Below are 24,997 nucleotides of genomic sequence, written 5' to 3'. Positions count from 1 at the left end.
ATAATATAGGAGGAGAATGAGATGGTTTTATACACAATATTAGCAATAATTATCATTGTTTTAATCATTGTAGGAATCATGTTTTATTTACGTTCTAATAAACGAAAAATTGTTGAAGAAGCTGAAGAACGTAAGTTAAAAGTTCAAAGATTACCTTTTGAAGAAAATTTAAAACAACTTTCTGAATTAAATTTAAAAGGTGAAACTAGAAAAAAATATGATGCCTTTAAGAGAGACACCTTAGACTATACAAATAACTATTTAGCACCTGTAGAGGAAAAAATCCACGATGCTGAAATTCAACTTGATAAGTTTCAATTTTCTGGAGCTCAAAGTGACATTGATGATGCACATGAATTAATGGATAAATATGAAGCTGGGTATCAACAACAAGTTGAAGACGTTAATGAAATTGTTTCTTTACATAAGGAAAATGAACAAGTTTATGAAAAGTGCAAGACTAATTATCGAGAAATGAAGCGTGATGTGTTAGCTAACAGACATCAGTTCGGCGATGCAGCTTCACCACTTGAAAAAAGAATTGAATCATTTGAGCCAGAACTTGAACAGTATGAAGAACTTAAAGAAGAAGGTAATTACGTTCAAGCACATAACCACATTATGGGTCTAAATGAATCTATGAATGAAGTCCAAAAGTATATGGATGAAATTCCAGAACTAATTAGAGAAGCCCAAAAAGAACTACCTGGACAATTTCAAGATTTGAAATATGGTTGTCGCGACTTAAAGATGAACGGTTATGATCTAGATCACGTTAAAATCGATGGTACGCTACAAAGCTTAAAGACAGAGTTGAATTTTGTAGAACCTATGATCAGTCGTCTTGAGTTAGATAATGCAAACGATAAACTTGAACAAATTAATGATAAGCTTGATGAAATGTATGATTTGATTGAGCATGAAGTTAAAGCTAAAAATGAAGTGGAAGAAACTAAAGAACAAATTACTGATGAATTGTTCAAAGCACGTGAGATGAATTACACATTACGTACAGAAATTGACTATATTCGTGAAAATTATTTCATAAATGAAAGTGATGTTCATAGCATTAGACAACATGAGAACGAAATTCAAAATTTAGTAGCTGTATATGATGAAATTCTTAAAGAAATGGCTAAATCTGCTGTACGTTACAGCGAAGTTAAAGACAACCTAGAATATTTAGACGATCACGTTAAAGTAATTAATGAGAACCAAGAAAAATTACAAAATCATCTTATTCAATTGAGAGAAGATGAAGCTGAGGCAGAAGATAATCTTTTAAGAATTCAATCTAAAAAAGAAGAAGTTTATCGTCGACTTTTAGCTTCAAATTTAACAAGTGTACCAGAAAGATTCATTATTATGAAAAATGAAATTGACCATGAAGTTCGTGAAACTAATGATCAATTTAGTGAACGTCCAATTCACGTAAAACAACTTAAAGATAAAGTTGCCAAAATTGTTATTCAAATGAATACTTTTGAAGATGAAGCAAATGATGTGTTGGTGAATGCCGTATACGCAGAACGTTTAATTCAATATGGTAACCGTTATCGCAAAGATCATAATAATGTAGATAAGAGTTTAAACGAAGCAGAACGCTTGTTTAAAAATAATCGTTACAAACGATCAATTGAAATTTCAGAACAAGCACTTGAAAGTGTAGAACCTGGAATTACTAAATATATTGAAGATGAGGTAGCCAAAGGTTAATTACGCTTGTCTTATTGACAATAAAAATTTATAACTTTGGTAAGTAATAAATGTTAGGTTAAAGCAAATAAATAGTAGTCTATTTTGAGGTGGGATAATGAATTCGTAATGAATTCTATCCCATCTTTTTTGATTTGTTTAAAGTTATAGTAAGTTATTGAATTCAAGGGGGAGTTACTTTAATTCAGAACGCTTAATAAATAATGCTAAATAAGTTTTCAACTCAAAATCATTTAATTTGAGTTCGACGCCTTTTATTTTTATTTAAAAATAGTATAATGCTTTAGTATCTATTTTTGAATAATATGTCTATAAAAGATAAATTTACTAAGGGTAAATAAATAATTTAATAGAGAATGAAAGAGAGTGTTTTAAGTGATCTATTTTGATAATGCAGCCACTACAAAGCCTCATAAAGATGTACTCGATTCATTTAATAAAGTAAATGAAACTGTTTATTTCAATCCAAATAGTCCTCACAAGTGGGGGTTGCAAGCGGAGAAGGTGCTTCTACAAGCAAAGGAACGTATATCATCAATGCTATCTATAGGACAAAAAACAGATGTTATTTTCACAAGTGGTGCCACTGAATCGAATAATATAGCTTTAAAAGGTATTGCTTATCGTAAAAAGCAATTTGCAAATGAAATTATTACTTCCGTTTTAGAACATCCATCTGTCTTAGAAGTTATGAGATATTTAGAAGAAGATGGGTTTGTATTAAAATATGTTGATGTTAATGCGGATGGCCGTGTTGATATTGAACATTTAGCTTCATTGATGAATGACAAGGTCGGTCTTGTTTCTTGTATGTATGTGAATAATATTATGGGTCAAATTCAACCTATTGATGAAATAGTGGACATATTAAAAGATTATCCTAAAGCACATTTACACGTTGATGCAGTTCAAGCTTTAGGAAAAGTAACAATGAACCTTGAAGGTGTTAATAGTGTAAGCTTTAGTGGTCATAAATTTAATGGACTAAAAGGACAGGGTCTCCTATTAATTGATAATAAAGATAAATTAGAACCTATTGTTCACGGCGGAGGACAAGAATACGGCGTAAGAAGTGGAACAGTGAACTTACCGATGAATGTGTCACTAGTTAAAGCAATAACTTTAGCAATAGATAATTTAAATGAACGTCATCAACGATTAAGTGATTACAACCATGAATTACGTGAATTTTTAAAAGAGTTTAGAGGTGTATATATCAATTCTCCTTTGGATTGTGCACCGCAAATATTAAATATTGCGTTTCCAGGTGTGAAGGGTGAGGTCTTAGTTAATGCATTTTCTAAATTGGATATCATGGTTTCAACTACAAGCGCTTGCTCATCTAAAAGAGGAAAACTAAATGAAGTTTTAATGTCAATGGGACTCCCGGATAATAAAATTGAAGGAAGTATTAGATTATCCTTAGGAGATATGACTACTCAAGAAGATATTGATCAATTTAAAGTGAAATTTGAAACGATATACAAAGAAATTAAGGAGTTGTTAAAGTAAATGGAGTTTGATCATTTATTAGTTAGATATGGTGAACTAACTTTAAAAGGAACAAATCGGAAAAAGTTTGTAAATGCTTTGAAAGATAACGTCATTAAGTCTTTACAAACTATAGAAGGAACGCATGTTAAAGGCAAGAGAGATAGAATGTATATCTCATTAACTGAAGAAGCAGATGCACAGGAGGTAATCAATCGTTTAACTAAAATATTTGGTATTAAATCTATTAGTCCTGTTCATAAAACCTCTCAAGAATTAGATGAAATAAAAAAATTATGTGTTGATTTAGCTCAAGATTTTAAACCGGGAGAGACATTCAAAATTGATGTTAAACGTGTAGATAAGTCATTTCCAATGGACACATATGCTTTACAACGTGAACTTGGAGGTGCGATTTTACAAGCAACTGAAGATATATCGGTTGATGTGAAACAACCCGATTATAACGTAAGAGTTGAAGTAAGAATGGATGGTGTGTATGTATTCACACAAATTTATGAAGGTGCTGGTGGTTTACCAGTTGGCACTGGCGGTAAAACACTCTTAATGTTGTCAGGAGGCATAGACTCTCCAGTAGCTGGGATGGAAATTATGAAACGTGGTGTTTATATAGAAGCGATTCATTTCCATAGTCCACCTTTTACTAGTGAAAAAGCTAAAGACAAAGTGATTGAACTTACACGTATCCTCTCTGAAAGAGTGGGACCAATAAAATTGCATATAGTGCCATTTACAGAATTACAAAAACAAATAAATAAAGTAGTTCATCCTAGATACACAATGACATCTACGCGTCGCATGATGTTACGTGTAGCGGATATTGTATTAGAAAAAGTTGGGGCTAATGCGATTGTTAACGGTGAAAATTTAGGACAAGTGGCAAGTCAAACATTAAAGAGTATGTACGCAATTAATGATGTGACTTCTACTCCGATTTTAAGACCACTTGTTTCGCTTGATAAGGAAGATATTGTCAAGAAAGCACGAGAGATTGGTACATTTGATGTTTCGATTCAACCTTATGAAGACTGTTGTACTATTTTCACTCCTAAAAATCCTGTAACTGAACCAGATTTTGATAAAGTAATTAAATATGAAAGTGTATTTAACTTCGATGAAATGGTTCAACGTGCAGCAGATAATATTGAAACATTAACTATTAATAAAGATTATAAGAGCGAAAAAGACCAAAACACTGATGCATTAATTGATGAGTTATTCTAAAATAGAATAATCAAGTATTAAGAACAAAGGGGATATGCATCATGGAGATAACGCTAAATATTATATTAATTATTATAGCATTTGGATTTTTAGCTGCTTTTATCGATGCAGTAGTAGGTGGTGGGGGCCTAATTTCAACACCAGCTTTATTAGCTATAGGAATGCCACCTTCATTGGCGCTTGGTACTAACAAATTAGCCAGTTCATTTGGATCGCTTACAAGTGCAATTAAGTTTATACGTTCAGGCAAAGTAGATTTAAATATTGTACTTAAGTTATTTCCATTTGTGTTTATATTTGCAGCAGGCGGTGCTAGTTTAGCTACTATGTTGCCTGCACAAATTTTAAAGCCTTTAATTATCATTATATTGAGCCTTGTACTGATATATACAATTATGAAAAAAGATTGGGGAAATGTGCGCACATTTTCTAAGCTAACAATTGGTAAAGCTGTCATTTTTGTATCTTTAATGTTAATAATTGGCTTTTATGATGGTTTCTTAGGTGGAGGCACTGGCTCTTTTATGTTATTTGTTTTGCTTATGTTTGGATTTGATTTTTTGAGTGCAGCAGGTAATGCGAAAGTCTTAAATTTTGCTTCTAATTTAGGTGCATTAGTTCTTTTTATTATCTTAGGCCAGGTTGATTTTGTGTATGGCTTAATTATGGCTGTAAGTATGATTATAGGTTCATATGTAGGTGCACAATTTGCCATAAGCAAAGGTGTTGGTTATGTAAAGATACTTTTTATTATCGTTACAGCAGTTCTAATTTTGAAAAACACATATGACTACATTTTACAACTGCTTCAACATTAGATATGATTCAGTTTTAAATGATTGATTTAAGTTTTACCACTGTCGTATGATAACAATATAATGATAAAAATTATAGGAGGTCATTTCATCATGACACAAATTACTTTTAAAAATAATCCAATTCATTTAGCTGGTTCTGAAGTATCAGAAGGGCAACATGCTCCTGACTTTAAAGTATTAGATAACGATTTAAATGAAGTTAGTTTAGAAAATTATAAAGGTCAAAAGAAATTAATCAGCGTTGTACCTTCTATTGATACAGGTGTGTGTGACCAACAAACTCGTAAATTTAATGAAGAAGCGGCGCAAGAAGACGGTGTTGTTTTAACGATTTCTGCAGATTTACCATTTGCTCAAAAAAGATGGTGTGCATCAAATGGTTTAGATAACGTTATCACTTTAAGTGACCATAAAGACTTATCATTTGGTCAACAATATGGTGTCGTTATGGAAGAGTTAAGATTATTAGCTCGTTCTGTATTTGTATTAGATAGCAATGACAAAGTTGTATATAAAGAATTAGTTAGCGAAGGTACTGATTTCCCTAACTTTGATGCTGCATTAGAAGCATATCGCAACATTTAATATCAATTTTTAGATGATAGATATAACGTAAAAGTGTCCATATTTATTTCAAAAATGCTACTTTAAATTAGCGTTGATTATTTTTAAGAAATAAACCGAATGGACACTTTTTTAATGGAGAGGATTAAGTTTATGAGTGAAGAACAAACAATCATGGAAAAGCTTTTTAAAACATTAGATGAAAAAGCTAAAGTTTTAAATGAACAAAACGGTCAAAGTTTTATTGAGAATTTAGGATTAGCAATGGAAGATGTTTATAGTAATAAACGTGAATTACTAGAACAAGCCACATTACAAGATCGTAGAAAAGCATTTCAGTTCGCTTATTTAAGTTTAATGCAAGAAGAAACAATTCAAGCCAATCACCAAATAACACCCGATTCTATAGGTTTAATTCTCGGATTTTTAGTTCAAAAATTTACTGAAAACAACGAAGAATTACATGTTGTAGATATCGCTAGTGGTGCAGGCCATTTAAGTGCATCTGTTAATGAAGTGCTTAAGGATACTACAATAATGCATCATCTTATTGAAGTTGATCCGGTACTTTCAAGAGTTAGTGTACATTTAGCAAATTTCTTGGAGATACCGTTTGATGTTTATCCTCAGGATGCAATTATGCCGTTACCTTTAGAAGAAGCGGATATTGTTATTGGTGATTTACCGATAGGATATTATCCTCTAGATGAACGAAGTCATGAAATGCAATTAGGTTTTAAAGAAGGGAATAGCTATTCACATTATTTACTAATTGAACAAGCAATTACTGCCTTAAAACAATCTGGTTTCGCATTTTTAGTAGTTCCAAGTAATATTTTTGAGAATGACAATGTAAAACAGTTAGAAAATTTCATTGCTACAGAAACAGAAATGCAAGCATTTTTAAATTTACCTAAGACGTTATTTAAGAACGAAAATGCGCGTAAATCAATATTGATTTTACAAAAGAAAAAATCGAATGAGACTAAGCCAGTTGAAGTGTTATTAGCAAATATTCCTGATTTTAAAAATCCTAATCAATTCCAAGGATTTATTGGTGAATTAAATACTTGGATGAAAGACAATCATCCTCAAAAATAAACTGTGATATTCTTGAATTATGGCTGTATTAATGGTTAAATAAATATGGATATTAATTAATAAATTGGAGGACAATAATATATGTCTAGTTTAGTTTTAGCGATTAACGCTGGTAGTTCTTCTTTAAAATTCCAACTAATAAGAATGCCTGAAGAAACTCTAGTAACAAAAGGTTTAATCGAACGTATCGGTATTAAAGATTCAATCTTCACAATTGAAGTGAATGGTGAAAAAATTAAAGATGTTAAAGATATCAAGGATCATGAAGAAGCTATTAACATCATGTTAGACAGTTTCAAACAACATGGCATCATTGATGACATTAATGATATTGCTGGTACAGGACATCGTGTCGTGCACGGTGGTGAGTTATTCCCAACGTCTGCATTAGTTACAGATAAAGTGGAAGAACAAATTGAATCATTAAGTGAATTAGCACCATTGCATAACCCTGCTAACTTAATGGGTATCCGTGCATTCAGAAAATTATTACCAAACATTCCTCATGTAGCAGTGTTTGATACTTCATTCCACCAATCAATGCCAGAACAATCATATTTATATAGCTTACCTTACCAATACTATAAAGATTATGGCATTCGTAAATATGGTTTCCACGGTACAAGTCACAAATATGTATCACAACGTGCTGCTGAAATCATGAATAAACCAATTGAAGAGTTACGCATTATCTCTTGTCATATTGGTAATGGTGCATCAATTGCTGCCATCGATGGTGGTGAATCAATCGATACATCAATGGGGTTCACTCCATTAGCGGGTGTAACAATGGGTACACGTTCAGGTAATATCGACCCTGCATTAATTCCATTCATTATGCAAAAGACTGGTCAAAACGCCGAAGAAGTTCTTAATGTATTAAACAAAGAATCAGGTCTACTTGGTATTTCAGGTACATCAAGTGACTTACGTGACCTTGAAAGTGATGCAGAAGAAGGAAAAGAACGTGCACAATTAGCACTAGACGTATTTGCTTCAAGAATTCATAAATATATTGGTTCTTATGCTACAAGAATGCATGGCGTGGATGTCATTGTATTTACAGCTGGTGTAGGAGAAAACTCTTCAACAGTTCGTGCTAAAGTATTAGAAGGCTTAGAATTCATGGGCATCTATTGGGATCCTAAGAAAAATGAAACAATCCGTGGTGAAGAAGGATTTATCAATTACCCACACTCACCAGTTAAAGTTATTGTTATTCCAACAAATGAAGAAGTTATGATTGCTAGAGATACAGTTAAATTTGGCGAATTATAATTTATTAATACTGACAACATGCATTGTAATTGGACAATGTATGTTGTCTTTTTTAAATAAAATTGTGACAAATAAATAATGACGATAAAGTCAAAGACCTTATCGCCATATTAAACTCACTTTGTAAATGAATAGTTAGATATAACTATTATGAATATTGTTTTCTAAATTCTGGAGTTGCAACTTCAGGTTGGAAATCTTCAGGAATTTCTTCTGTACGCACTACTAATACATCACATGGTGCGTGACGTACAATTGCTTCAGATACAGAACCGACAATAAATCTTTCAACGGCATTTAAACCTGAAGTACCACACATAATTAAATCTACACCTAATTCACTTGCTAATTTTTTAGGGATAATTGCTTTAGGAGAACCAAACTCTAAACGAGTTTCAACGTTAGTTACTCCAGCACGCGTTGCAACTTCTTGATAACCTTTTAATAATTCTTCAGAGAAACTTCTAGACTTCTCAGTGAATTGTGCATCGTATACTTCATAAGAAGAATACGTTCTTGAATCGATAATGTTCACTATAGTTAATTTAGCGTCATTACGTTTAGCTACGTCTACTGCTTTATTGAAAGCCCACTCAGCTTCGTGTGAACCATCAACTGCGATTAAAATGTTTTTGTATGTTAACATCTTAATAACCCCCTTAGCTTTTCTTACTTATATATTACCACAAATTTCAGAATTTTTACTCTTTATATTTTAACAATAATATGTACTTTTTCTGATTGCGCTTTCATTGGTTTAGCGTTACGATAGTGATGGAGGTGGATGGAATGAAAATTGGTATTCCAAAAGAGATAAAAAATAACGAAAACAGAGTTGGTTTGTCACCAAGTGGTGTACATGCATTAGTTGAGCAAGGACATACAGTACTTGTTGAGAAAGATGCTGGTTTAGGTTCATTCTTTGAAGATAAAGATTACAAAGATGCAGGTGCTGACATTGTATCTGAACAGTCATCTGTATGGGATGTAGAAATGGTTATTAAAGTTAAAGAACCATTGGAAGAAGAGTATAAATATTTCAAAGAAGGACTCATCTTATTTACATACCTACATCTTGCTAATGAAGAAAAATTAACTCAAGCGCTAGTTGATAATAAAGTCGTAGGTATTGCCTATGAAACGGTTCAATTACCTGACCGTTCATTACCATTATTAACACCAATGAGTGAAGTTGCAGGACGTATGTCTGCTCAAGTTGGCTCACAATTCCTACAAAAATTTAACGGTGGAATGGGTATTTTACTTGGAGGCGTTCCTGGAGTACCAAAAGGTAAAGTATCTATCATCGGTGGCGGTCAAGCTGGTACAAATGCGGCTAAAATCGCACTAGGTTTAGGTGCTAATGTTACAATCTTAGATGTAAACCCTAAACGATTAGCTGAATTAGATGATTTATTTGATGGCCGTGTGAACACAATTATGTCTAACCCATTAAATATTGAAAATGCAGTAAAAGAAAGTGATTTAGTTATTGGTGCCGTATTAATCCCTGGTGCAAAAGCACCTAGCTTGGTAACTGAAGATATGATTAAACAAATGAAAGATGGTTCAGTGATTGTTGATATCGCTATTGACCAAGGTGGTATTTTTGAAACTACAGATAAAATTACGACACACGATGATCCAACATATGTAAAACATGGTGTTGTTCACTATGCAGTTGCGAATATGCCAGGTGCAGTACCTCGTACATCTACAATTGCATTAAATAATGCAACATTACCTTATGCGCAATTATTAGCAAGTAAGGGTTACCGTGAAGCATTCAAAGCAAACCACGCATTATCTTTAGGTTTAAATACGTACAAAGGTCATGTAACTCATAAAGGTGTAGCTGAAGCGTTCGGTTTAGAATACACATCTGTTGAAGATGCATTAAAAGAAGATTAATAATTGATTTAATATAAATAATCCAGTTGAGTACATAGTTATTTTACTATTAACTCAACTGGATTTTTAATTTTTATTTATCATAGTGTGTTAGTATTTCATAACCATTTTCAGTTACTAAAATATCATCTTCAATACGTACGCCAGCAACATTAGGTACATATATACCAGGTTCTATCGTAATAACCATTCCCGCTTCAAGTAGGTTTGAATTTGTACTTGAAACATCTTGATATTCATGTTCTTCTAAACCAAGGCCATGTCCTAATCTGTGAGGGAAATAATCACCGTATCCAGCATCACTTATAATGTCTCTAGCGATTTTATCAATATCTTGTAAAGGGACGCCTGCTCTAATTGCCTCAATTGCATTGGTTTCTGCTTCTAAAACAATATTATAAATTGTTTGAGCTTCTTCAGAAGGGGTTCCGAATTTTACTGTACGTGTCATATCGCTACAATAATGATTATATATAACCCCTAAATCAAATAATACATATTCATCTTTAACTAGTTTTCTTTCTCCTGGTGTTCCGTGAGGTGATGCAGCGTGATCTCCAAATAATACCATTGTGTCAAAACTCATCTCACTAACACCAAATTTTTTGATTTCATTTTCAATATGATTGACTACTTCACGTTCTGTTACACCGACTTTAAGGAATTCGGTACCAATTTCGATGCATTTGTCAGCGAGCTTTGCCGCTTCGCGAATATTTTCAATTTCGGATTCGTTTTTAATATTACGTAATTCTTTAATTGTTTGATCAATATCGCCATAGTGCTGAACACCAAAGTTTTGAGTTAACTCGCGTTGACGTTTTACTGTTAAGTGTTCACTTTCAATCAATAACTTATTAAAAGATAACGGATCAATTTCAAAAGGATTCTCAGTATCTAAGTAACCAATGATTTTTCCTTCAAATGGAGAATTCTTAACTTCTTCAACTTCCATCTTTGGACAATATAAAGTTTGATCTCCATTTGCTGTAATTAATAGTGCAAATAGTCTCTCGTGAGGTTCGCTTCTATACCCAGTGAAGTAGAATACATTGAGAGGAGTTGTTATCCATGCAGCGTCAGCTTGTTCATGTTGTAATTGTTTAGTTATTTTTTCGATTTTACTCATTCAATCATCTCCATTAAGTATTTATGTTAATTTTACGTCTAATCAGCTTAGAATTCAAAATTATTTAATATAATAAGCGATTATTTTAGTTTCATGTTATATCTTTAATAGCTAGGGTATAATTATAATAATCAAGCAATAGGAGGCTATAATTATGAAACTTTCTTTTCATGGGCAATCAACGATTTATTTTGAAGGTAATGGTAAAAAAGTAATTGTAGATCCATTTATTTCGGGTAATGACAAATGTGATTTAGATGAACAAACATTAGATGTAGACTATATAATTTTAACTCATGGTCATGCTGATCACTTTGGCGATGTAGTTGAATTAGCAAATCGTAATCACGCAACGGTTATAGGTTCTGCTGAATTACAAGGGTATTTAAGTACTTATCATGGTGTAGAAGATGTTCATGGTATGAATATCGGTGGCAAAGCTAAATTTGATTTCGGTAGCGTTAAATATGTTCAAGCTTTCCATAGTTCAAGTTTCACACATGAAGATGGTATCCCTGTTTACTTAGGAATGCCAATGGGACTTATACTAGAAGTTGAAGGTAAAACGATTTATCACATGGGTGATACAGGATTGTTTAGTGATATGAAGTTAATTGCTGAAAGACACCCTGTAGATGTATGTTTTGTCCCAATTGGTGATAACTTTACTATGGGTATTGATGATGCAAGTTATGCAATTAATGAATTTGTTAAACCTAAGATTTCAGTTCCAGTTCATTACAATACTTTCCCATTAATTGAACAAGATCCACAACAATTTAAGGATGCAGTACATGAAGGTGAAGTACAAATATTAGAACCTGGTGAGTCTGTATCATTTTAATAGATTTTAAATAAATATGAAGTGATTAATTAGTTTAATGAAATTAATAAGCACAAAGGTGATTTATACATGAACAATCATCTTTGTGCTATTATTTTGACGCATCTTTTGAAATTTTACTAACTATTTTACAATCAGTACAGGGATGGTAGCACGTTTTGCTACTTTATGACTTACACTACCTAATACGAATTTTTTCTGAGATTCAGCTTTACGGTTACTTAATACGACGATTTCATATTTACCACTATTAGCGTGTTTCACTAATTCGTCCTTAGGGTTACCACGTACGATGATTTGATCATAATCAATGCCATAGTCTTCTAAAGTAGTTCGTGTTTTTTCTAGCAATTGACTACGTTTTTCAGTCAATTCATTAATATGCGTACCAGCTTTAATTGATGCTTGTGCATCCTGTTCGCCAATCGCATTTAAAATAGTTACTACGGTATCTGGACCTGCTAATTTTGATACTTCCTTCAACGCTTTCTCATTTTTTAATTGAGTATCTACACCTAATAAAATATTTTTATACATAGGTCATCCCTCCTCATAAACAATTATATATAAAATGTTTTAATTTTACCAATGTATATAATTAAAATAATTAAAGATTTAATTAACATAACTTGATTTATTAATTAATAAAAAATCAAACTGATGAAGCGTTTCTAAAACTAATTAATTTACATTTTCTAAATCGATTTTTTATGATTAAAAAGTTATAATAAATAAAACACTGTACATTATAAAGAGGTATTATCAATGACTAAACATGAACAAATCATAGCATACATAGAATCGTTAAATGTTTGCCAAAAAATTTCTGTCAGGAAAGTTGCCAAAGTAATGAAAGTATCTGAGGGGACGGCATATAGAGCTATAAAAGATGCCGGACAACTTGGGTTAGTAACTACCATTGATAGAGTAGGTACAGTACGTATTGATAAAAAGAATCGTGAGGAGATTGAGAACCTTACGTTTAATGAAATTTTAAATATCATTGATGGAGATATCATTGGTGGCAAAAATGGATTAACAAAAAGTGTTTCAAAATTTGCGATAGGTGCAATGGAACTTAAAGATGTGGTTAAATATTTAAGTCATCATACATTGTTAATCGTAGGTAATAGGCCGGATGTTCAGTTAGAAGCGTTAAAAAGAGGTAGTGGCGTACTTATTACTGGAGGTTTTAAAACGACACAAAAAATTATTGATTATGCTAATAATCATGATTTACCAATCCTGTCTTCAAATTATGATACATTTCTTGTAGCGAATATTATCAATAGAGCAATGTATAATCAAATGATTAGAAAAGAAATTTTAATAGTTGAAGATATAGTGAAACCAATTAACGATATGACGGTAATTTTTGATGAAATGGGTATTGAAGATTATAAATCACGTGCCAAAGTTACAGGTCATTCAAGGTTTCCAGTTGTAGATAAAGATTGGCGATTAGTTGGTATCGTTACGAGTAAGGAAGTCATCCAAATGAACTCGGATGATACCATTGCTAAAGTAATGACGAAACGTCCTATCAATGTTGAATTAAATACTACGGTAGCGAGTTGTGCTCACATTATGATTTGGGAAGGGATTGAGATATTACCCGTAACTCAGAATAAAAGAGCAATAGGTGTAATAACGAGAGATGACGTATTAAAAGCGATGCAACTTATTGGCAGACAACCTCAAATAGGTGAGACGATTAATGATCAAATAGCGAAACATATTACGATTTCACAAAGTGACATTTCGGTTGAGGTTTCTCCGTTATTAACCAATCAATATGGAACATTAAGTAAGGCTGTATTTGTCGCTATTATTGAAGAAACAATAAAGCATGAATTGCGAAAATATAAAAAGGTAGATGTTATGATTGAAAGTTTAAATATCATCTATATTAAAACTGTGCCAATTGAAGCATCAATTAGAGTACAATATGACATGCTCGATGTTGGAAGGAACTTTGCAAAATTGGAAGTCGCGATGGTAAGTGGTAATGAAAAAGTCGCAAATGCAATGATAATTTGTCAGATGTTTGAAGATATGCAAAGTATTTAATTTTAAAGTAATAAATCTAATTTAAGGAGATATAACAATGGTAGAAATTTTTAATGAAATCATGCAAAGAGTTAAAGAGGCAGAAACAATTATTATTCATAGACATGTGAGACCTGATCCAGACGCTTATGGCTCACAACTTGGATTAAAGTTATATCTTGAACGAAAATTCCCTGAAAAAAATATCTATGCTACAGGTGAAGCTGAACCATCATTATCATTTATAGGAGACTTAGATGAAATTGATGACAGTGTATATAGTGATGCACTTGTAATTGTATGTGATACTGCAAATGCACCACGTATTGATGATCAAAGATATTTAAATGGACAGTCATTAATTAAAATAGATCATCATCCTGCTACTGATCAATATGGTGATGTAAATTTTGTTAATACTGAAGCATCTTCTACAAGTGAAATTATATTTGATTTCATCTCACATTTTAATGATCTAAGTATAATTGATGAACATGTAGCTCGAGTATTGTATTTAGGTATTGTTGGAGACACAGGGCGATTCTTATTTAGTAATACATCACCTCATACAATGGAAGTTGCTAGTCAATTATTGGCATATCCATTCAATCACAATGCTGAATTAAATAAAATGTCCGAAAAAGATCCTAAGTTAATGCCTTTCCAAGGATATGTTTTACAAAATTTTGAACTATCAGATTCACATGAATATTGTCAAATTAAAATAACTAATGATGTTTTAAAGCAGTTTGACATTCAGCCTAATGAAGCTTCTCAATTTGTAAATACAGTTGCGGATATTAGCGGTTTAAAAATATGGATGTTTGGTGTAGATGAGGGAGATCAAATTAGATGTCGTATTCGATCTAAAGGGATCACTATTAATGATGTCGCTAATCAATTTGGTGGGGGAGGCCACCCAAATGCATCAGGTGTGTCAGTCTATAGTTGGGATGAATTTGAAGAATTAGCACAAGCTTTACGTCAGAAATTATAAATTTAAGAAAGGAAGTCATTCATGGTTGCTCATTTAAATCTTCATACAACATATGATTTATTAAATTCTAGTTTGAGAATCAATGATGTAGTTAAAAAAGCACAAAATAATCATTATGATACATTAGCGATTACTGATACTAATGTCTTATATGGCTTCCCAAAATTTTATGATGCTTGTATTAAAGCCAATATTAAACCAATTTTTGGAATGACAGTTAACGTTACGGATGGTTTGTATACAATTGAGACTGTGGTTTTAGCTATAAATAATGATGGCTTAAGATCACTATTTCAACTCTCTTCTGCAATTAAAATGAAGCAAAAAGAGGTTATATCAGTTGAGTGGTTAAAAAAGTATTCAACAAATTTTGCAATCATATTTAAACAAGCAAATCAATCTCATTATTCTATAGTTGAACAATTTCAAAACCATCAAAATATATTTATAAATCATTCAAGCGACTTAGCATTTTATAATAATATAAGAGTAGTTTGGTTTAAAAATGCACGATACTTAAATCAAGAAGATGTTGAGACGATTCCAGCACTTGAAGCAATTAAAAATAATACTAAGATAGATCTGGTTAATGATACTGAAGATATTGGGGAACATTTTCCTAAACAAAATGAATTAGAAACATTAAATATAGATAGAGAGGTATGGAATAACACACTTGAACTAGCTAGTTTATGTAATGCAAGCTTAGAATATCATCAAAATTTACTACCTAAATTCGATGCACCATCAGGTAATTCTTCAAAAGAGTATTTATGGTCACAACTCCAATCAAGTTTAAAAAAGATGGAATTAAATCATGATGAACGCTATACAAAAAGATTAGAACATGAATATCGCGTTATAACTGAAATGGGTTTTGAAGACTACTTTTTAATTGTGAGTGATTTAATTCACTACGCTAAAACACATGATGTTATGGTTGGTCCTGGGCGGGGGTCCTCAGCTGGTTCATTAGTTAGCTTCCTGCTCGGCATTACTACAATAGATCCAATTAGATTTAATTTATTATTTGAACGTTTTTTAAATCCTGAACGTGTAACAATGCCTGATATAGATATTGATTTTGAAGACACGCGTAGGGAAAGAGTCATTCAATACGTTCAAGACAAATATGGAAAACATCGTGTTTCGGGTATTGTCACATTTGGACATTTATTGACTAGGGCTGTTGCAAGAGATGTAGGTCGCATAATTGGATTTAATGATAAAACTTTAAATGAAATTTCTAAGTTAATACCTCATCAACTTGGTATAACTTTAGATAAGGCATATGAGGATGAGCAATTTAAGCAATTTGTACATAGAAATCATCGACATGAAAAGTGGTTTGAATTAAGTAAGAAATTAGAAGGCTTACCTAGACATACTTCAACACATGCAGCAGGTATTATTATTAACGATCAACCTCTATATAATTATGCACCACTAACATTGGGCGATACTGGTTTATTGACGCAATGGACGATGACAGAAGCAGAGAGAATTGGTTTACTTAAGATTGACTTTTTGGGGTTAAGAAATTTATCTATCATACATCAAATTATCACTCAAGTAAAAAAAGATTTAAATATTTCTTTAGAGATTGAAGAGATACCGTTTAATGATGTAGACGTATTTAAGTTATTATCTAGAGGAGATACAACTGGAATCTTCCAACTTGAATCTGAAGGTGTAAGAAAAGTATTAAAACGACTTCAGCCTGAACATTTTGAAGATATCGTTGCGGTTACGTCTTTATATAGACCAGGACCTATGGAGGAAATTCCGACTTATATTTCACGACGACACAACGAAAGTGAAATTAAATACTTACACCCTGATTTAGAACCCATACTTAAAAATACGTATGGTGTAATAATCTATCAAGAACAAATTATGCAAATCGCTAGTCAATTTGCTAGCTTTAGTTATGGACAAGCAGATATTCTACGTCGTGCCATGAGTAAAAAGAATAGAGCAGTATTAGAAAGTGAAAGACAACATTTTGTTGAAGGTGCGATAAAAAATAAATATGATGAGAAGATAAGTAAACAAATATTTGATTTAATTCTTAAGTTTGCTGATTATGGATTTCCTAGAGCACATGCGGTAAGTTATTCAAAAATTGCATATATCATGGCATATTTGAAGGTTCACTATCCTAATTATTTTTATGCTAATATTTTAAGTAATGTCGTTGGTAATGAATCTAAAACAGCGGCCATAATTGATGAAGCTAAAAATCAAAAATTGAAAATTTTGCCTCCTAATATTAATGAAAGCCATTGGTATTATAGAGCAACTAAATCAAATATTTATCTATCCTTAGGTGCTATTAAAGGTGTTGGTTATCAGAGCGTTAAATCAATTGTTGATGAAAGGTATCAAAATGGTAAGTATAAAGATTTCTTTGATTTTACTAGACGAATACCAAATCGCATAAAGACTAGAAAATTACTTGAATCATTAATATTGGTAGGCGCTTTTGATACTTTTGGAAAAACACGTTCAACTTTATTAAGTTCTATTGATCAAGTTTTAGATGAAGTGTCAAATGTAGAACAAAACGATTTATTATTGGATATTTTAACACCTAAACAATCCTACGCTGATAAAGATGAATTTAGTGATCAAATGATTAGTAGTTACGAAATGGAATACTTGGGATTTTATGTTTCTAACCATCCAGTCGAAAAGCAATTTAATAAAAAGCAATATTTAGGTATCTATACACTAAGTAATGTTGTAAATCACAAACCTATTTTGGTTCAAGTAGATCAAATCAAACAAATAAGGACCAAGAATGGTCAAAATATGGCATTTTTAGTTCTAAATGATGGACGACATACGATGGATGCAGTTTTATTTCCAGATAAATTCAAACGTTATGAAACTCAATTAAATGAGAGAGAAATGTATGTTGTTTGGGGAAAATTTGAAAAGAGAAAACAACAATTGCAGCTCATTTTAAATCAAATGGATTCAGTTGAACATTTTGAAGTAACTAAAATAAATGAGGCATCTCAAATTATTTTAAGAAACATTCAAAACTTAGATGAAATTAAACAAATTCTTAATGATCATAAAAACAACCATATGATTAAAGTGAATATATATAATGAACAAACTGGAGAACTTGATTATTTGGGTAGTATGGATAAAACATCGAATGAAATTAAAAACTTTGTTGAGGCTTTTGATCCAAAAGATATAAGAATTTTATAACTTTTATGTATAAAAAAATTATGATATAGTAAACTGATGATTTATAAAATAAAGTCATCAGTTTATTTTATCTTAAAAAATTTTAAATGCAGAGAATATATATTCATTATACTGATGAACTTTCGATATTTTAGTAAATAAACAGGGGTTGATTTAATGTCTTTAAGAGATGATGCATTACAAATGCATAAAGAAAATCAAGGTAAGTTGGAAATTACACCTAATATCAAAGTTACTAATAAAGAAGAATTAAGTTTAGCTTATTCACCAGGCGTAGCAGAACCGTGTAAAGAAATACATGAAGATCCAAGAACTGTATATGATTACACGATTAAAAGAAATACTGTGGCTGTTGTTACTGATGGCACTGCAGTTTTAGGTTTAGGTAATATTGGTGCCTCAGCTAGTATTCCTGTTATGGAAGGTAAAGCTGTTCTTTTTAAAAGTTTTGCAGGTATAAACGGTGTACCTATCGCTTTAGATACTAAAGATACAGAAGAAATTATTAGAACAGTTAAATTAATTTCACCTAATTATGGAGGAATTAATCTAGAAGATATTTCAGCGCCAAGATGTTTTGAAATAGAAAATCGTCTTAAAAAAGAAACTAATATTCCAGTCTTCCATGATGATCAACATGGTACAGCGATTGTTACTATGGCTGGTTTAATCAATGCACTAAGAATTGTCGATAAAGATTTATCTGATATTAAAGTTGTGTTAAATGGTGCAGGTGCAGCAGGTATTGCAATTGTTAAATTATTAGATTCTTATGGTGTCAGAAATATGATAATGTGCGATTCAAGAGGTGCTATTTTTGAAGGTCGATCTTATGGTATGAATGACACTAAGGATTATGTAGCTAAATTCACTAACAAAGATAAAATTGAAGGTTCATTACAAGATGTAATTAAAAATGCTGATGTATTTATAGGTGTTTCAGTTGCTAGCTTACTATCACAAGACATGGTTAAATCAATGGCGGATGATGCAATCATCTTTGCAATGGCTAACCCAGATCCAGAAATCAAGCCCAATGATGCTAAAGAAGCAGGCGCTAAAGTTGTAGGAACAGGTCGTTCAGATTTTCCAAACCAAATTAATAATGTACTTGCGTTCCCAGGTATTTTTAGAGGTGCATTAGACACTGAATCAACACACATAAATGAAGATATGAAGAAAGCGGCGGTTGAAGCGATTGCTAATCTTATAGATGAAGATGAGTTGAATCCGGATTATTGTATTCCTGGTCCTTTCGATAAAAGGGTAGCTCCTTCAGTTGCACGTGAAGTTGCAAAAGCAGCAATGGAAACTGGCGTGGCAAGAATTGAAGTGGATCCTCAAAAAGTTTATGATAAAACAATGCAATTAACAGACTTGAAATAACCTAGAATTGCAACAATTTTAAAAAAACAAAGACATGTATTATTTCTAACTCATATTTTATGTTCGATCATATATTAAATTGAGATGTAATAAATTAAGGTTGTATGGTTAGGTGGAGGTTTACGAATGTTTAAAGACTTTTTTAATCGTAGTAGTAAAAAACGAAAATATTTAACAGTTCAAGATTCGAAACAAAATGAAGTACCAGCAGGTATTATGACTAAATGTCCAAAATGCAAAAAAATAATGTATACAAAAGAATTAAATGAGAATTTAAATGTATGTTTTAACTGTGATCACCATATTGCATTACCTGCATATAAGAGAATTGAAGCAATCACTGATGAAAATAGTTTCGTTGAATTTGATAAGGGAATGACATCAGCAAACCCTTTAGACTTTCCTGGTTATCAAGAAAAAATTGAAAAAGACCAACAAAAAACTGATTTAAGCGAAGCGGTTGTAACCGGTACTGCCAAACTAGATGGTGTTCAATTTGGTGTAGCTGTTATGGATGCTAGATTTAGAATGGGAAGTATGGGTTCAGTTGTTGGTGAGAAAATATGTCGAATTATTGATTATGCAACAGAACATAGACTACCATTCATATTATTTTCTGCAAGTGGTGGTGCTAGGATGCAAGAGGGTATTATTTCATTGATGCAAATGGGTAAAACCAGTGTTTCACTGAAACGTCACTCAGATGCCGGACTACTTTATATTTCTTATCTTACGCATCCAACAACTGGTGGTGTTTCTGCTAGTTTTGCTTCTGTTGGGGATATCAATTTAAGTGAACCCAAAGCCTTAATTGGATTTGCTGGTCGACGTGTTATTGAGCAAACTATTAATGAGAAACTTCCAGATGATTTCCAAACTGCAGAATTTCTTCTTGAGCATGGTCAACTTGATAAAGTTGTTCACCGTAAAGAGATGAAAGAAACACTTGCTCAATTATTAAAATTGCACCAAGAGGTGAAAAAAGATGCTTGATTTTGAAAAACCACTTTTTGAAATAAAAAATAAAATTGAATCTCTTAAGCAATCTCAAGAAAAAAATGATGTAGATTTACAAGATGAAATTGATTTACTTGAAGCATCACTTGAAAGAGAAACCAAAAAAATATATACCAATCTTAAGCCTTGGGATAGAGTGCAAATTGCACGTCTTCAAGAAAGACCTACGACATTAGACTATATTCCATATATCTTCGATTCATTTATTGAATTACATGGAGATCGTAATTTTAGAGATGACCCTGCAATGATTGGTGGAATTGGGTATTTAAACGGTACCCCTGTTACAGTTATAGGCCAACAAAGAGGTAAAGATACTAAGGATAATATATATCGAAACTTTGGTATGGCGCATCCTGAAGGTTATCGTAAAGCGTTAAGATTAATGAAACAAGCCGAGAAATTTAATAGACCTATTTTTACTTTCATTGATACTAAAGGTGCTTATCCAGGTAAAGCTGCCGAAGAACGTGGACAAAGTGAATCTATTGCTAGAAACTTAGTTGAGATGGCATCTCTAAAAGTGCCAGTGATAGCTATCGTTATCGGTGAAGGTGGTAGTGGTGGTGCACTAGGAATTGGTATAGCCAATCGAATTATGATGCTTGAAAACAGTACTTATTCTGTTATTTCTCCAGAGGGAGCAGCGGCACTGTTATGGAAAGATAGCTCATTAGCAAAAATGGCTGCCGAAACTATGAAAATTACTGCAAAAGATTTACATCATTTAAACGTTATTGATAGTGTGATTGACGAACCTTTAGGTGGAGCACACAATAATATAGAACAACAAGCTATTGATATTAAGCAAGCATTCGTAGATCAATTAGAACAACTTCAACAACAAAGTGCAGATGAATTAGTTGAAGATAGATTTAATAAGTTTAGAAATATCGGTGCTTTTATTGAAAAATAGCTTGAATGTGACACATACAAATTAATATTTAAAACTACTTTGAAAAACACAGTTGCAAATTAAGTTGTGAAGGAACCTTTATTGTATTTTTCTAGCTGTAGTTTTCCTTATAGGGGTGAAACAATTGATTCTTGTTGAATATTGTTCACCCTTTTTTTATTTCGAAAAGAAATATTGATTATAAAACGTTTACATGAATTTTGTGCACCTATATTGATGGAACACTAAAAAAAATTGTGGTAATTTATTATTAAAGAGAAATCTAGTTAGGAAAGGGAATGTCGTCATGAAGAAAATTGCGGTTTTAACTAGTGGTGGAGATTCACCAGGCATGAATGCTGCTGTTAGAGCAGTTGTGCGTAAGGCGATTTATAACAACATTGAAGTTTATGGAATTTATCAAGGTTATCAAGGATTACTTGATGACAATATTCATAAACTTGAATTGGGTTCAGTAGGGGATACAATTCAACGTGGAGGAACTTTCCTTTACTCTGCAAGATGTCCACAATTCAAAGAGGCGAGTGTAAGACAAAAAGGTATAGAGAATTTACACAAACGTGGTATTGAGGGACTAGTAGTAGTTGGGGGAGATGGTAGTTACCGAGGTGCCCAACGTATTAGTGAAGAAACGAAAGATATCAAAACAATAGGAATTCCAGGTACTATTGATAATGATATTAATGGTACTGACTTCACTATTGGGTTTGACACAGCGTTGAACACGATTATTGATAGTGTAGACAAGATTAGAGACACTGCTTCAAGTCATGCTAGAACTTTTATTGTAGAAGTTATGGGTCGTGATTGTGGTGATTTAGCACTTTGGGCTGGATTATCAGTAGGTGCTGAAACAATATTAGTTCCAGAAGCTAATACAGACATTAAAGATATCGCTGAAAAGATAGAAAGTGGTATCAAGCGTGGTAAGAAACACTCAATCGTGATGGTAGCTGAAGGAAGTATGAGTGGTCAAGAATGTGCGGATCAATTGATGAAATATATTAATGTTGATGCACGTGTATCTGTATTAGGTCACATTCAACGTGGCGGTAGCCCATCAGGTGCCGATAGAGTATTAGCATCACGTTTAGGTGGTTATGCTGTTGACCTATTAATGCAAGGTCGTTCTGGACAAGGTGTTGGTATCATGAATAATAAATTGACTGCTACACCATTTGATGAAATCTTCAATGGCAACGACCATAAATTTAATACAGATATTTATGAATTAGCGAAAGAGTTATCTATTTAATTTAGGAGGCTTTTTAAAATGAGAAAGACTAAAATTGTATGTACAATTGGACCTGCATCAGAGTCTGAAGAAATGTTAGAAAAATTAATGAAAGCTGGTATGAACGTAGCGCGTTTGAACTTTTCTCATGGTAGTCATGAAGAACATAAAGCACGTATTGATACGATTCGTAAAGTAGCAGACAGATTAGGTAAAACAATAGGTATCTTATTAGATACAAAAGGACCTGAAATTCGTACTCATGACATGAAAGATGGCTTAATTATGCTTGAAAAAGGCAAAGAAGTAATCGTAAGTATGTCACAAGTTGAAGGTACACCTGAAAAATTCTCAGTAACTTATGAAGACTTAATTAATGATGTGCAAGTAGGGTCATACATCTTACTTGATGATGGTTTAGTTGAATTACAAGTTAAAGACATCGATAAAACTAAAGGCGAAGTTAAATGTGATATCTTAAACACTGGTGAATTAAAAAATAAAAAAGGTGTTAACTTACCTGGCGTAAAAGTTAATTTACCTGGTATTACTGATAAAGATGCTGACGATATCTTATTTGGTATCAAAGAAGATGTTGATTATATCGCAGCAAGCTTTGTACGTCGTCCTAGTGATGTTTTAGATATTCGTGAAATTTTAGAAAGAGAAAATAATCATAACATTACTATTTTCCCTAAAATTGAAAACCAAGAAGGTATTGATAATATCGAAGAAATATTAGAAGTATCTGACGGTTTAATGGTAGCTCGTGGTGACATGGGAGTTGAAATACCACCTGAATCAGTACCAATCGTACAAAAAGATTTAATTAGAAAATGTAATAAATTAGGTAAACCAGTTATTACTGCAACACAAATGTTAGATTCAATGCAACGTAATCCACGTGCAACTAGAGCAGAAGCAAGTGACGTTGCCAATGCAATCTATGATGGTACTGACGCTGTGATGCTTTCAGGTGAAACTGCTGCAGGTTTATATCCTGAAGAAGCTGTTAAAACAATGAGAAATATTGCTGTTTCTGCTGAAGCTGCTCAAGATTACAAAAAATTATTATCAGACCGTACTAAATTAGTAGAAACTTCATTAGTTAACGCTATTGGTGTATCAGTTGCACATACTGCATTAAACTTAAATGTTAAAGCGATTGTTGCGGCAACTGAAAGTGGTTCTACAGCTGTAACGATTTCAAAATATCGTCCACATTCTGATATTATTGCGGTTACCCCTAGCGAGCACACTGCACGTCAACTTGCTTTAGTTTGGGGTGCCTATCCTGTAATTAAAAAAGGGCGTAAAACTACTGATGACCTATTAAATAATGCAGTTGCTACAGCAGTAGAAACTGGAAGAGTTACTAATGGTGATTTAATTATTATTACTGCCGGTGTACCTACTGGTGAAAAAGGTACAACTAATATGATGAAATTACATTTAGTTGGAGATGAAATTGCAAAAGGACAAGGTGTCGGTCGTGGATCAGTAGTTGGTAAAACTGTAGTAGCTAACAGTGCTAGTGATTTAGAAGGTGTAGACTTAAGTGAATCAGTTATTGTCACTAATTCTGTAGATGAGACATTAGTGCCTTATATTGAGCAAGCAGTTGGATTAATTACAGAAGAGAATGGTATCACATCACCAAGTGCGATTATTGGACTTGAAAAAAGTATTCCAACCATTATAGGTGTTGAAAATGCTACTAAAGAATTAAAAGATGGTATTTTAGTAACAGTAGATGCTGCCCAAGGTAAAATATTTGAAGGGTACGCTAACGTACTTTAATTCATTAAATTATTATTAAGAATGATGGCTAACTTAGTAAGAAAAGAGATCCAGAACAGATAATATTTCAAAACGATATTGCAAATTCGCAATAATTGATTAAACTGGGAATAAGCTCGTGAAGAGTTTTTCTCAGTTTTTTCATTTCATTAGAAAGAAATTCATTAAATGAGAATTTCAAATAGGAAAGTTAATTGAGTTATAAAATTTCATTTTGAATAAGGTTATAATTTGTGGTAATATAACATGGATTAATTGAGATATACTATTATAAGA

20 protein-coding genes are annotated in these 24,997 nt (G+C 32.3%); 17 read left to right on the top strand and 3 right to left on the bottom strand.

What is annotated here, in order from left to right; genetic code table 11:
• Positions 1 to 21: 21 nt before the first annotated feature.
• The 7 genes from ezrA to NR218_RS02925 all read left to right on the top strand — a co-directional run bounded on the left by ezrA (position 22) and on the right by NR218_RS02925 (position 8,213).
• On the top strand, positions 22 to 1,716 hold the full coding sequence (ezrA, locus tag NR218_RS02955) for a septation ring formation regulator EzrA (RefSeq protein WP_011275507.1): 1,695 nt from the start codon (positions 22 to 24) through the stop codon (positions 1,714 to 1,716).
• A 375-nt stretch (positions 1,717 to 2,091) separates the two neighbouring features.
• The gene (locus NR218_RS02950) at positions 2,092 to 3,228 is read left to right on the top strand and encodes a cysteine desulfurase family protein (protein WP_011275508.1); all 1,137 of its coding nucleotides are present in this window, start codon (positions 2,092 to 2,094) and stop codon (positions 3,226 to 3,228) included.
• Positions 3,229 to 4,452 carry a tRNA uracil 4-sulfurtransferase ThiI gene (gene thiI / locus NR218_RS02945; RefSeq protein WP_011275509.1) on the top strand — a complete coding sequence of 408 codons (1,224 nt, stop codon included), beginning with the start codon at positions 3,229 to 3,231 and terminating at the stop codon, positions 4,450 to 4,452.
• A 41-nt stretch (positions 4,453 to 4,493) separates the two neighbouring features.
• Entirely contained in the window at positions 4,494 to 5,270 is a 777-nt protein-coding gene (locus NR218_RS02940) for a sulfite exporter TauE/SafE family protein (protein WP_011275510.1), read from the top strand.
• A 90-nt stretch (positions 5,271 to 5,360) separates the two neighbouring features.
• Positions 5,361 to 5,855 (top strand): thiol peroxidase, encoded by a 495-nt coding sequence (gene tpx / locus NR218_RS02935; protein WP_011275511.1) that lies wholly within the window; start codon positions 5,361 to 5,363, stop codon positions 5,853 to 5,855.
• A 132-nt stretch (positions 5,856 to 5,987) separates the two neighbouring features.
• Positions 5,988 to 6,935, top strand: coding sequence for a class I SAM-dependent methyltransferase (locus NR218_RS02930; protein WP_011275512.1), 948 nt, complete (start codon positions 5,988 to 5,990; stop codon positions 6,933 to 6,935).
• A gap of 81 nt (positions 6,936 to 7,016) precedes the next feature.
• Positions 7,017 to 8,213: an acetate kinase gene (locus NR218_RS02925; RefSeq protein ID WP_011275513.1), complete on the top strand. Its 1,197-nt coding sequence runs from the start codon at positions 7,017 to 7,019 to the stop codon at positions 8,211 to 8,213.
• A 148-nt stretch (positions 8,214 to 8,361) separates the two neighbouring features.
• Here NR218_RS02925 and NR218_RS02920 read toward each other — a convergent pair whose 3' ends face one another.
• Positions 8,362 to 8,859, bottom strand: a complete 498-nt coding sequence (locus NR218_RS02920; protein ID WP_011275514.1) for a universal stress protein — start codon at positions 8,857 to 8,859, stop codon at positions 8,362 to 8,364.
• 143 nt (positions 8,860 to 9,002) lie between these two features.
• Between NR218_RS02920 and ald the strand changes: the two genes are divergently transcribed.
• Positions 9,003 to 10,124, top strand: a complete 1,122-nt coding sequence (gene ald / locus NR218_RS02915; RefSeq protein ID WP_011275515.1) for an alanine dehydrogenase — start codon at positions 9,003 to 9,005, stop codon at positions 10,122 to 10,124.
• A gap of 73 nt (positions 10,125 to 10,197) precedes the next feature.
• On the opposite strand, the gene NR218_RS02910 is transcribed toward ald, so the two are convergent.
• Entirely contained in the window at positions 10,198 to 11,253 is a 1,056-nt protein-coding gene (locus NR218_RS02910; protein ID WP_011275516.1) for a M24 family metallopeptidase, read from the bottom strand.
• A gap of 154 nt (positions 11,254 to 11,407) precedes the next feature.
• Here NR218_RS02910 and NR218_RS02905 point away from each other — a divergent pair, with 154 nt between their 5' ends.
• Entirely contained in the window at positions 11,408 to 12,097 is a 690-nt protein-coding gene (locus NR218_RS02905; protein WP_011275517.1) for a metal-dependent hydrolase, read from the top strand.
• A gap of 123 nt (positions 12,098 to 12,220) precedes the next feature.
• On the opposite strand, the gene NR218_RS02900 is transcribed toward NR218_RS02905, so the two are convergent.
• A complete protein-coding gene (locus NR218_RS02900) occupies positions 12,221 to 12,634 on the bottom strand; it encodes a universal stress protein (RefSeq protein WP_011275518.1) in 414 nt (137 codons plus the stop codon).
• A gap of 228 nt (positions 12,635 to 12,862) precedes the next feature.
• On the opposite strand from NR218_RS02900, the gene NR218_RS02895 reads away from it, so the two are divergent.
• The 8 genes from NR218_RS02895 to pyk all read left to right on the top strand — a co-directional run bounded on the left by NR218_RS02895 (position 12,863) and on the right by pyk (position 24,721).
• Positions 12,863 to 14,167 (top strand): DRTGG domain-containing protein, encoded by a 1,305-nt coding sequence (locus tag NR218_RS02895; RefSeq protein ID WP_011275519.1) that lies wholly within the window; start codon positions 12,863 to 12,865, stop codon positions 14,165 to 14,167.
• Positions 14,168 to 14,204: 37 nt separating this feature from the next.
• A complete protein-coding gene (locus NR218_RS02890) occupies positions 14,205 to 15,143 on the top strand; it encodes a DHH family phosphoesterase (protein ID WP_011275520.1) in 939 nt (312 codons plus the stop codon).
• Positions 15,144 to 15,164: 21 nt separating this feature from the next.
• Complete coding sequence (locus NR218_RS02885; RefSeq protein WP_011275521.1) at positions 15,165 to 18,368, top strand: DNA polymerase III subunit alpha; 3,204 nt, start codon at positions 15,165 to 15,167, stop codon at positions 18,366 to 18,368.
• A 156-nt stretch (positions 18,369 to 18,524) separates the two neighbouring features.
• Positions 18,525 to 19,754, top strand: a complete 1,230-nt coding sequence (locus tag NR218_RS02880) for an NAD(P)-dependent malic enzyme (RefSeq protein ID WP_033080156.1) — start codon at positions 18,525 to 18,527, stop codon at positions 19,752 to 19,754.
• A 126-nt stretch (positions 19,755 to 19,880) separates the two neighbouring features.
• Positions 19,881 to 20,747: an acetyl-CoA carboxylase, carboxyltransferase subunit beta gene (gene accD / locus NR218_RS02875; RefSeq protein ID WP_011275523.1), complete on the top strand. Its 867-nt coding sequence runs from the start codon at positions 19,881 to 19,883 to the stop codon at positions 20,745 to 20,747.
• Entirely contained in the window at positions 20,740 to 21,687 is a 948-nt protein-coding gene (locus NR218_RS02870) for an acetyl-CoA carboxylase carboxyltransferase subunit alpha (protein WP_011275524.1), read from the top strand. Before accD ends, NR218_RS02870 begins: the two co-directional genes overlap by 8 nt.
• A 286-nt stretch (positions 21,688 to 21,973) precedes the next feature.
• Positions 21,974 to 22,942: a 6-phosphofructokinase gene (gene pfkA, locus NR218_RS02865; protein ID WP_033080157.1), complete on the top strand. Its 969-nt coding sequence runs from the start codon at positions 21,974 to 21,976 to the stop codon at positions 22,940 to 22,942.
• A gap of 18 nt (positions 22,943 to 22,960) precedes the next feature.
• Positions 22,961 to 24,721, top strand: a complete 1,761-nt coding sequence (pyk, locus tag NR218_RS02860; RefSeq protein ID WP_011275526.1) for a pyruvate kinase — start codon at positions 22,961 to 22,963, stop codon at positions 24,719 to 24,721.
• Positions 24,722 to 24,997: the final 276 nt, after the last annotated feature.

The organism is Staphylococcus sp. SUC_1.2, from assembly GCF_026222585.1.
Note: the sequence above shows the minus strand (reverse complement) of the source record. Positions and strands in the feature narration are given on the sequence as shown.